Genomic DNA, 10948 nt, shown 5'->3' on the forward strand with positions numbered 1-10948 from the left:
TAGATCAAATGATCTTATTTTTCTAATTGTTGCTTAGCAGCAGTTGCTAATTGTGCGAATGCTTGTGCATCACTGATAGCAAGATCAGCAAGCATTTTGCGGTTCACTTCGATACCAGCAAGCTTTAAGCCAAACATTAAACGGCTGTAAGAAAGACCGTTGATGCGAGCTGCAGCATTGATACGTGTGATCCATAATTTACGGAAATCACGTTTTTTCTGTTTACGGTCACGGAAAGCGTAGTTTCCTGACTTCATTACTTGTTGGTTAGCTACTTTGAAAAGAATATGTTTCGCGCCATAGTAACCTTTAGCTAATTTTATAACCTTTTTACGACGTTTGCGAGTAACAGTACCGCCTTTTACACGTGGCATGTTATTTCCCTCCTATTTCAATCGAACAATCGATTTTACTTGATATTGTCTAACATGTGACGAATACGTTTGTAGTCACCTTTACTTACAAGACTAGCTTTACGAAGATTGCGTTTTTGCTTAGTTGATTTGTTAGCAAATAAATGGCTTGTATAAGCATTTCCGCGCTTCAATTTACCGGATCCAGTTTTTTTGAAACGTTTAGCGGAACCACGGTGAGTTTTCATCTTTGGCATAAGGTATTCCTCCTCATTACAATTACTTTTCGTTTTTCGGTGCTAATATAATGAACATACTGCGACCATCCATTTTTGGATGTTGTTCAATAGTAGCCACTTCTTTACAAGCTTCAGCAAAGCGAACTAGTACACGTTGACCAATCTCTTTATGTGTAATCGCACGTCCCTTAAAGCGGATAGAAGCTTTTACTTTATCGCCTTTTTCAAGGAATTTAATCCCGTTGCGAAGTTTCGTATTGTAATCATGTTCTTCAATTGTAGGGCTCAAACGAACCTCTTTCAAACTGATGATCTTTTGATTTTTACGAGCTTCTTTTTCTTTCTTTTGCTGCTCGAAGCGGTGTTTTCCGTAGTCCATAATACGGGCTACCGGAGGCTTTGCATTCGCAGCAACTAAAACTAGATCAAGATTTACACGAGCGGCGATTTCCATTGCTTCGAATTTAGTTTTAATTCCAAGCTGCTCTCCGTTTTGATCGATTAGTCGAACTTCACGGGCGCGGATGCCCTCGTTTACCATCGCGTCTTTACTAATAGTTAGCCACCTCCAAGGTTATTTAACGAATAAGCGGTTTGATTAAAAAGTTCTCACACACGACTATCGGCGTAATCGCCCATGATTTGCTCTTGCCTTATCGCACAAAAAAAGCGTCGATGCCTATGACACCCACACTGATAGACTAAGTTGAATAAATTCAAATAATCAAATCATGACCTGCAGACAACTTATTGCGTCGTCAGGTGAGAAGCGGGTGCTCCTTCTTTCACTCAAACACGTATTCAATTTACCTTAGAAAATATATCATAAACACAGATGATCTGTCAAATGCATTAATTAAATATTAATTACAACAACAGAAATTATCTTATCAAATATCGACAGAGTTTGCAATACCTTTTTTAATATCTTCCCTTCATTTCTACAAATATTGTTAAATTAACTTGGATAAATAGTATTCATCACAATACCTACCATCAATAAAAACAGAGTTTCTTTTCGTCCCCTCTACTTCAAATCCCATCTTCCGATAAAGTGCTCGTGCGGATTCATTATGAGCAAGTACCGTCAATTCCACTCGGTGAATAGCGTGTTCGACCGCCCATTTCTCCATCTCCTCAAAAAGCCTTGTTCCAATCCCTTGTCCACGAAATGCCTCAGAAATCCCGATAACCAGATAAATGGTATGCTGCACCCTTTCAAGCGCACTTCCCTCAATTAATAAATAACCAGCAAGAACACCCCCAATGTCCTCCACCAGCCACACAGAAGTATCCGTTTCAGACACAGCAGTAATCCTCTTACGGATCTGCTCAGGCCGTGTTTGACGTTCCCCTGGACCGTACAGCATGACATTCGACTGATCCACTTCTTTAAACAGCTGCAATAAACGCTCCGCATCATCTGGTACTGCTTTTCGAATCATTAACAATTCCCCATTTCATTAATTAGATTTCTCTGGAGGGTATATCTGTTGGATTTTAGCGGTAATCCTCATTAATCCCGTCTGGGGAAGCTGTATTCTCGTCTGGCATCATCATATTCCCGTCTCGTGAGCCCGTATTCCCGTCTGACAGCTAATTAAGGGGCTTCAATACCCCGCTAGGTATATCCAGCAAGAGTCAGCTCTGTCCAGCAATAATTAACATATTTTTCAGTCTTCTTTTGTTAAAATAAAGGGACACATGGTAGTGTCCCTTTATTGCTTATAGTTTTGCTTCTGTTTTAATGACTTTTAGGAAGTCTTCAAACGACATGGTTTCGGATTTTTGTTCGCCGTATTTACGAACGTTTACGCTGCCTTCTTTGGTTTCATTGTCACCGACAACGAGCATATAAGGAATTTTTTGCATTTGTGCTTCGCGGATCTTATAGCCGATTTTTTCATCACGCTGATCCATTGTAATACGTAATCCTTCTGCTTGAAGTTTTTCTTGAATTTCTTTTGCATAATCAAGGTGGACTTCAGGCGAAACCGGAATGATTTGCGCTTGTACTGGTGCAAGCCATGTTGGGAAAGCACCTTTGTATTCTTCAATCAAGAAAGCAACGAAACGTTCCATTGTTGATACAACGCCGCGGTGGATAACAACTGGACGGTGCTGCTTGCCATCTTCTCCAACATAATTTAAATCAAAGCGTTCTGGCAATAAGAAATCAAGTTGAACAGTAGACAGTGTTTCGTCCTTGCCAAGTGCTGTACGTACCTGAACATCCAGCTTAGGTCCGTAGAAAGCAGCTTCTCCTTCAGCTTCGAAGTAATCTAAGCCTAGATCATCCATTGCTTCTTTCAGCATGCTTTGTGCTTTTTCCCACATTGCATCATCATCGAAATACTTTTCAGTATCGGCAGGATCGCGATAAGAAAGACGGAATGAGTAGTCATTAAGATCGAAATCTTTATAAACGGCAAGAATTAAGTTCACTACACGTTTGAACTCATCTTTAATTTGGTCTGGGCGTACAAAGATATGAGCATCGTTTAACGTCATACCACGAACACGCTGAAGACCAGATAGGGCACCGGACATTTCATAACGATGCTGTGTTCCAAGTTCCGCAATACGAATTGGCAGCTCACGGTAGCTGTGAATGCTGTTTTTGTAGACCATCATATGATGCGGACAGTTCATCGGACGAAGAACCAGCTGCTCATTATCAAGGTCCATTACTGGGAACATATCCTCCTGGTAATGCTCCCAGTGGCCGGATGTTTTATATAAATCGACACTTCCCATTATAGGAGTATAAACATGATCGTAGCCAAGACGCTGCTCTTTATCAACAATATACCGCTCGATTACACGACGGATAGTCGCACCTTTTGGCAGCCATAACGGAAGGCCTTGACCAACTAATTGTGAGCTTGTAAACAATTGAAGCTCTTTCCCAATTTTACGGTGGTCACGCTCTTTTGCTTCTTCAAGTAAACGCATATGTTCCGCAAGATCTTCTTTTTTGAAGAAGGCAGTACCATAAATACGTTGAAGCATTTTATTATCGCTGTTCCCTCTCCAATAAGCTCCGGCAATACTAAGAAGCTTAAATTCTTTAATCTTGCCAGTTGAAGGAACGTGAACGCCGCGGCAAAGATCGAAATAATCGCCCTGTTCATAAATAGTTACCTGCTCATCAGCTGGGATGGCCTCAATTAGTTCTAGTTTATATTCATCATCAATACCCTTAAATCGTTTAATTGCTTCATCACGACTTACCTCTAGACGAACTACTTCAATATTTTCATTAACAATTTTTTTCATTTCTTTTTCAATTTTCGGCAGGTCTTCTGGAGTCAGTGATTCTTCCAAATCAATATCATAGTAGAATCCGCCTTCAATAACTGGACCTACACCGAACTTCGCACCTTTATAGAGGCGCTTAACAGCTTGTGCCATTAAGTGAGCTGTACTGTGACGCAATACTTCAAGAGCGGCTTCACTATCTTGAGTAATGATTTCAATGGCAGCATCTTCTTCGATTGGACGCTTCAGATCATACATTTCGTTATTCACTTTTCCAGCGATAGATTTTTTCTTTAACCCTGGGCTGATTGAAGCAGCGATTTCTTCAATCGAAATACCTGATGGATATTCCTTCACTGCGCCATCAGGGAATGTAATGTTCAGTAATTCAGACATGCAATACCACTCCTTCTATTTTTTGGAACAAACAAAAAAGCCCGCCCCTGTATAAAATACAGGGACGAGCTTAATAAATTAATTTAGACCCGCGGTTCCACCCTCGTTCCGCTTCACCCTTTCAGGTAAAACGACACTCGTAACCAGATAACGGGGGTTTTCCGTCAGCCATTACTCACACATGCTTTCCAGGCTGAAGTTCTGAGGTGGTAAGTGTTCTGTCCATGCTAGGAAGCTTTCAGCCATGACTTCCCTCTCTAATAACTGGTTATAAGAATACCCGTGCCCTCAATCGTAACGTTAAAATGTATAAAATTAGTATGTAGCAAATTATAAGTTGTTATGTAATGAAAATCAAGGGCTTTTTTCTCAACTTAAACCGTTTTTTGATTATAAACCAGGTATTGCTTCGTCATCCCATGGCTGAATCGCTTTTTTCTGCAAGTCAAAGAAAGTGGTAATGGGTCGAATTATACTGCGTTCTTCAAATAATCGGACGATTGCCCGCACATGACCATCCTCTGCATGGTCACTATATAGATAGACACGTTCTGGTGCTATTGAAATAAGCGGTGCAAGAGTAGTTGAATCCACATAAATTAAATTCCCTGCGAATAACCGCCGGTTGATCATCATTTGTAGTTCCTTCTTATCTACTTTACGGAAATCCTCTGTATAAAAACTAAAGTCATTTTGATGAAGTAAATGCAGGACCTTCATCTTCGGCTCCTGCTTCTTTAAGCAATCACGTAATGACGCAAGAAAGCTTTGATAATCTTGTTCCAGCTTGTACTCGTCAATGGCATGTTCCACATAGGTTCCGAGAATATCATAAATCGCTCTAAGTCGAAACATAGCGAACGAGTCGAAGGAAAAGCTTTGGCCGTCTGCAAAAATCACTGCAGCCAGTCCTTCTGAAATCATCTCTCTGATTTTCCGCAGCGGTAGATTCTCACCAGCTAATCTTTCTCCTTCTATAATCGCCGTTGAAATATCCAAAATCGCATCAATTTCATCACGTTCACGAAAATAAAAGCGCAGAATAATAATTTGTTCAAGCCATTCCCAAATTTTTTCCGTTAAAAAAAACGTATAGAACGCATCACCGAGGAGCATATGCATCTTTTCCATATACTCACTCTCCAGGTCAACGATTAGTTCATTTTTAGGAAGCCAATGAAAAAATGTGTGAAGCTCTATCCACAGCGGGTGGTCAGAGATGATATTGTTCAACTTCTCTGCCTCTCCGTTATCTTGAAAATAAATACGCACCAAATCCCCCCCTACATATGCTTATGTACTTCATATATATGGGATAAGCTGTTTATTTAGAAGCAGAACGTCTATCAAAAAAAATAGCCGTCCAAGAATGGACGGACTAAGAGCATTTCACTAAAGCTTAATGGCGGCGATTTTTCCCATCAAGATGGATAGGATCTGCAAGATACATTATCCGCTCCATCACTCGAGCTGCTTTAACTTCTTCCTTTTCACCACGCTGTGAGAAGGTAAGATGATTCTTAAGTTCTGCAAAATTAAAGTTTGAAGTAAAGAATGTCGGTAAATTCTCAAGCATTCTGAACTGCAGAATCGGACCGATGACTTCGTCTCTTCCCCAGCTTGTCATGGATTCAGCACCAAGATCATCCAACATCAATACTGAGGCCTTCTTCACCATTTCAATCTTGCTGTTTAAGGTATTATCACCAATTGAACCCTTCAATTCTCTAAGGAAATCGGGCACATAAACAATCATAGAAGGAATCTTCCGTTCAGCTAGTTCATTAGCAATTGCACCAAGCAAATAGGTTTTGCCAACGCCAAATTGACCATGAAGATATAATCCTTTTTGTTTCTTACCTGCTTCGTATTCCGTAGCAAAAATTGTGGCCTTTTCAGCTGCATCCATTCGTCCTGCTGAAGAATCCGTTTGATAAAAGTCACGGATCGATGCCGATAGAATGTCCCGAGGGACATAGAGACTTTGAATCAGCTTTTCGCGTTTCTTTTTATCATCATCAACCGCTTTACGCGGACACATATCATATTGTAAATCTAGTGAATTTCCTTGAATAATCAATCGAGGCTGATAGCCTTTCAAGACATTTTTACACTCCCCAAGAGTCGGGCATTTTTCACAATTATGCTTACTTTGTGTGGTAAATTCATAGAGCTTGACCAAACTTTTTTCAACCATTTCATTCGTTACCGTCGAACTATTTTCATTCAAGTACAATACGATATCCGGGTCACTTAACACTTCATCTTTTAAATGATCATACCGTTTTTTAAATTGACCTGTATTCGCTAGTTTGTTAAGCGCCGTATTTATTTTTTCCATCATTGATCACCCCCTGTTTTTAAGATTTTTCATTTTTTCCTCAAGCTGACGTTTTCTTTCTATTAATGCTGAATCGTCAACAACTGCTGCTGTCTCTGTTTCTTCTTTATTGAGCCATTCCGGAACTGGTTCTGTCCGGGTTGCTTTTTTATTTGAGTTTCTTCCTTCTTTTTTCGCTTTCGCCCATTCCTGATATTGGCGATGCTCACTCTTAGCGAGTTCCATCGCTTCAGTGACTGTTGAGACATTTTTTCGTGTCCAATGACTGGCGATTTTCTCCACATAAGCTTTGGTGAGCTTCATATCCGTTTTCAGCATAACATACTCAATTAACACATTTATAACTCCAGGCCGCAAATTCTGATTCAGCATAACTCCTTCAATAATCTGCATATCATTTGCAGAAGGCTCTGCGCCGCCTGAAAGCTGCATCAGGCGGTCCCTTGGAGAGGTCGTTTCCAAGTGTCGGATATATTCCTGTTCTTGTGTTTTCGGCTCTTCATGCTGCGTTCTGTGTTTGACAGGCTGCACTCTTTCTGTCAGAGACGGCATGTCCTTATTATACTCGATTTGATACCAATTTTGCGCCGACTTTCTCAGCTCTTTCAAATCGATTTCGTTATCCATATTCACTGAACCAATCACGAGTCCTTGCATTTGCAGCGGATTAATTCCATATAAAAACGCGAGCTTGCTGATTGTCTCAGTCACCTTAGATGTAAATGCTTTTTTAGGAGCAAGCGAGCTTTTTAATCCTGAGAAAAAGAGCGTAAAATCAAATGTGCTCTCAAATCCTTCAGGTTCCTCGCCCTCAGGACGGCCGATAAATTGCTGAGTGCTTTCAGGTTCTAGCGTATCGGCTGCCTCATCTGACATGTATAATGAATCCATATGATCGGAAGTAAAAATAGCAGAAAACGATTTGGTTACCTCTTCAAACTCATCCACTTGTATCCGATCATCGCAAAAGAATTTTTTCAGGCGGTTAAAATGGGCTTTACCGATTTTCTTGTACAAGTAGATATTCAGCATTCCATCTGTAAAAAATTGCTCTGGCGTTAATGGCGGTCTCAATTCATAAATAAATTGTTTTTCATCATTCATTTTCTTCCGATAGACCTTTAATAATCCGATTCCTTCTAGCTTCGTTCTCGCCTCGAAGATTTCATTCAAATTTAAACCGATTGTATTCATCAGGCTGTAATGAGTTGATGAGTGTGACCAAAGCCGATTAGCTTCTATTTCACTCCACAGGGTCATATAAAGACTAACGCAGACAGGTCCGATTAACGGCTGGTAAAGAAGCGTCAAAATTTTTCTGTCATAATCATGCAGCAGTCCTGCTGAAGAAACCATATACCGGTCCACTGGTATTAATTCCTGCCAATGCTTGGTCATAACACCAACCCTTTCCGTACGGTCACAGTTGTACCAGCTAATCCTTCACTCGATAGAAAAGAGCCAAAGAGGAGTCTTTAGCTCTGTTTCCCTTCTCTATTTAGTAGTTCCTTTAATTCATCAATAAAAACATTAATATCTTTAAATTGACGATAAACCGAGGCAAACCTTACATAGGCCACTTCATCAACTTCCGCAAGCCGATCCATAACCATTTCCCCAATCAAGTCGCTTTTCACTTCTGAAATACCTTGGTTCCGTAATTCTTTTTCAACATAGTTCGTTATATCTTCCAATTCCTTCAATGGTACTGGACGTTTTTCGCAAGCCCTGATTAAACCGCGTAGAATTTTGTCACGGCTGAACTCCTCACGTGTACCTTCCTTTTTGACAACAATCAAAGGAATTTCCTCAACCTTTTCAAATGTTGTAAACCGATAAGCGCACGCTTCACATTCACGTCGGCGGCGAATTGATTTGCTTTCATCCACGGGACGGGAATCAAGGACACGGGTTCCATTATATTGACAAGACGGGCACTTCATACGTATCAGCTCCGTGTTTTTTAATACTCCCGCAATCATCTTACCGGGAGAATATCCTTTTTTCGTTTCTTTTATCTTATATAAAAGCGCCACTGTGTACAAGCAAAAAAACGATTCAGCATTATGTATATCATCTTAGCACATTTTATTTACTTGATTCTACTGCGGTTATTTTTTTCCCAAGTCTGTTGTATGCCTCTATTACTTCTTGTTTTAACTGAGGATAAGCTCCTGTCGGCCGCCATTTATCCGTAGACACATAAAAATCAATTGCATTCTCAAAGTTTCTGATAGGGACGACTGAAACCACAATGGTGATTGCATGCTTTTTTGCTTCCAGCAATATTTCACCATGCTCACGTGAGATTGATTTAATCTCATACCGTTGCTTATCGCTAAAAATCCCCTCTATTTCTGTCAGCGCCTTGTCTTGTGTAATCTTATAATAACGTGTTTGCAGCTCTTTGTCTTGATGGTGATCACTAGTCGAACATTGTTGTTTATACCGAGTAACAATTGATTTAGCCCAACCCATCTGCTTCATCTCCACCTTAAATTTCTTTCCCTTTATTATACATGTTCGCAAGACATTTCTGTTATAAAAAGCCCTTTTTTGGCTTTATTTGTCTAAAAAAAGCCATTAAAAAAAGAGATGCATCTGCACCTCTTCTTGGTTTAGTAGTAGTAGTTATTGCGCCGTGACTTTACTCTGATTTACTTGAACCGGACCCATGCCGCGCGGAAGCTCAATGTTTTCGCGTGTTTGAGCATTCAATGCTTCGGCAATGTACTCTGCAGCTACGTTTGGATTAAGTTCGCCGCACGTATAAACGTCAATACTGGCATAACCATGTTCCGGAAAGCTGTGTATGGTCAAATGCGACTCCGAAATAATAACAACACCGCTGACACCTTGCGGAGCAAACTTATGAAAAGCTACTTCACGTACCTCTGCACCTGATTTTAACGCAGCATTTACAAATGTCTTTTCAATAAAATCCATGTCATTCAGTTTATCAAAGTCACATCCCCAAAGTTCAGAGATTACATGTCTACCCATTGTTTCCATGTTAAGTTTCCCCCTTTTACATGATTTAGGATTCTGTAGAAACCTTGTTCTACAAACAACTACCACGGGGGAAAGTTAGTCCAGAGAGGTCCTAACCCTTTAAGTAGCCATTATGATCACTAATCAGCTCACGAGTCATAGTATACTGTGTTTGGATTTTTTTTGCAATATGATTTTTTATAAATCAATTGATTTTAAATTTTCCCTCTATTCATTTACACAAAAAAAAGCTTTCCGCTAGGGGCAGAAAGGCTTTTTTTCCTCTATATTTATCCTGCTTTTACTTCGGAAACATTTTTCATTTCCTGTGCAACATACTTCACTAAATCAAGAACTCGGCTGGAATAACCCCATTCGTTATCATACCAAGCAAGGATTTTGACTTTGTTCTCACCAATTACCATTGTCGATAATCCATCGATAACACCTGAATGCGGGTCACTCGTGAAATCGACCGAAACCAATGGCTTATCCGTGATACCAAGAATCCCCTTTAATGGGCCGGAAGCTGCTTCATGAAAAGCTGTATTTATCTGATTTACGGTTACAGGACATTTCAAATCAACTACAAGGTCGACCAATGAAACGTCTGGAGTAGGCACACGCAACGACATGCCGGAAAGTTTTCCCTTAAGTTGAGGGAGCACCAATGATAATGCTTTGGCAGCACCCGTACTTGTAGGAATAATACTCTGGGCACAACCTCTTGCTCTTCTTAAATCTTTATGCGGATTGTCTATATTATTTTGATCGTTTGTGTAAGCATGGACAGTTGTCATCATGCCATTTTCAATTCCAAACTGTTCGTCGAGTACCTTTGCAATTGGACCCAGACAATTTGTCGTACATGACGCATTTGAAATGACAAAATGTTTATCTACATCAAGCTGTTCTTCGTTTACACCCATAACAATTGTGATATCTTCATTTGTACCAGGTGCCGTAATAATCACTTTTTTCGCACCAGCTTCAAGATGCAAGCTCGCTTTATCTCTGTGATTAAATTTCCCGGTGGCTTCAATAACAATATCTATGTTTAATTCCTTCCATGGCAATTGTTTAGGATCTCGGTTATTTAATAATAGAACTCGGCGTCCATTAATAATCAATGCATGATCTTCAACAATGACTTCGCCTTCAAACTTGCCATGAGTCGTATCATATTTAATTAAATGCGCTAATGTTGCAGCAGGATAACTTGCATTAATAGCAATTATGTCAACCTTGTTATCTACGATTGCTTGACGAAATACCATTCTTCCAATTCTACCAAATCCATTAATAGCTGCTCTTGCATTCATTTTTCGGACCCTCCCGAATTAGTGTTATACTTTTCCACTTGTTTC

The 10948-nt window shown here is 40.0% G+C and carries 12 protein-coding genes and 1 other annotated feature; all 12 genes read right to left on the reverse strand.

Features of this window, described 5'->3' with window-relative positions; genetic code table 11:
* Positions 1–14: 14 nt before the first annotated feature.
* The 12 genes from rplT to WYK_RS04570 all read right to left on the reverse strand — a co-directional run bounded on the left by rplT (position 15) and on the right by WYK_RS04570 (position 10903).
* Entirely contained in the window at positions 15–374 is a 360-nt protein-coding gene (rplT, locus tag WYK_RS04515; protein WP_040373405.1) for a 50S ribosomal protein L20, read from the reverse strand.
* A 35-nt stretch (positions 375–409) separates the two neighbouring features.
* Complete coding sequence (gene rpmI, locus WYK_RS04520) at positions 410–610, reverse strand: 50S ribosomal protein L35 (RefSeq protein WP_040373406.1); 201 nt, start codon at positions 608–610, stop codon at positions 410–412.
* A 22-nt stretch (positions 611–632) separates the two neighbouring features.
* Positions 633–1133 (reverse strand): translation initiation factor IF-3, encoded by a 501-nt coding sequence (gene infC, locus WYK_RS04525; protein ID WP_040373407.1) that lies wholly within the window; start codon positions 1131–1133, stop codon positions 633–635.
* Positions 1134–1249: 116 nt separating this feature from the next.
* Positions 1250–1383: a sequence feature (ribosomal protein L20 leader region), on the reverse strand.
* 162 nt (positions 1384–1545) lie between these two features.
* Positions 1546–2037: a GNAT family N-acetyltransferase gene (locus WYK_RS04530; RefSeq protein WP_040373408.1), complete on the reverse strand. Its 492-nt coding sequence runs from the start codon at positions 2035–2037 to the stop codon at positions 1546–1548.
* 280 nt (positions 2038–2317) lie between these two features.
* Positions 2318–4249, reverse strand: coding sequence for a threonine--tRNA ligase (gene thrS, locus WYK_RS04535; protein ID WP_040373409.1), 1932 nt, complete (start codon positions 4247–4249; stop codon positions 2318–2320).
* A 390-nt stretch (positions 4250–4639) separates the two neighbouring features.
* Positions 4640–5521 (reverse strand): sporulation protein YtxC, encoded by an 882-nt coding sequence (gene ytxC, locus WYK_RS04540; protein ID WP_040373410.1) that lies wholly within the window; start codon positions 5519–5521, stop codon positions 4640–4642.
* Positions 5522–5648: 127 nt separating this feature from the next.
* Complete coding sequence (dnaI, locus tag WYK_RS04545; protein ID WP_040373411.1) at positions 5649–6593, reverse strand: primosomal protein DnaI; 945 nt, start codon at positions 6591–6593, stop codon at positions 5649–5651.
* Positions 6594–6596: 3 nt separating this feature from the next.
* Positions 6597–7988 (reverse strand): replication initiation and membrane attachment family protein, encoded by a 1392-nt coding sequence (locus tag WYK_RS04550; protein ID WP_040373412.1) that lies wholly within the window; start codon positions 7986–7988, stop codon positions 6597–6599.
* A 77-nt stretch (positions 7989–8065) separates the two neighbouring features.
* Complete coding sequence (nrdR, locus tag WYK_RS04555; RefSeq protein ID WP_040373416.1) at positions 8066–8533, reverse strand: transcriptional regulator NrdR; 468 nt, start codon at positions 8531–8533, stop codon at positions 8066–8068.
* A gap of 145 nt (positions 8534–8678) precedes the next feature.
* Entirely contained in the window at positions 8679–9077 is a 399-nt protein-coding gene (locus tag WYK_RS04560; RefSeq protein WP_152526405.1) for a hypothetical protein, read from the reverse strand.
* A gap of 144 nt (positions 9078–9221) precedes the next feature.
* Entirely contained in the window at positions 9222–9602 is a 381-nt protein-coding gene (gene speD / locus WYK_RS04565; RefSeq protein WP_040373414.1) for an adenosylmethionine decarboxylase, read from the reverse strand.
* A 269-nt stretch (positions 9603–9871) separates the two neighbouring features.
* Positions 9872–10903 (reverse strand): glyceraldehyde-3-phosphate dehydrogenase, encoded by a 1032-nt coding sequence (locus WYK_RS04570; RefSeq protein ID WP_040373415.1) that lies wholly within the window; start codon positions 10901–10903, stop codon positions 9872–9874.
* Positions 10904–10948: the final 45 nt, after the last annotated feature.

Source organism: Peribacillus psychrosaccharolyticus ATCC 23296, assembly GCF_000305495.1.
Taxonomy (GTDB): Bacteria; Bacillota; Bacilli; order Bacillales; family DSM-1321; genus Peribacillus; species Peribacillus psychrosaccharolyticus.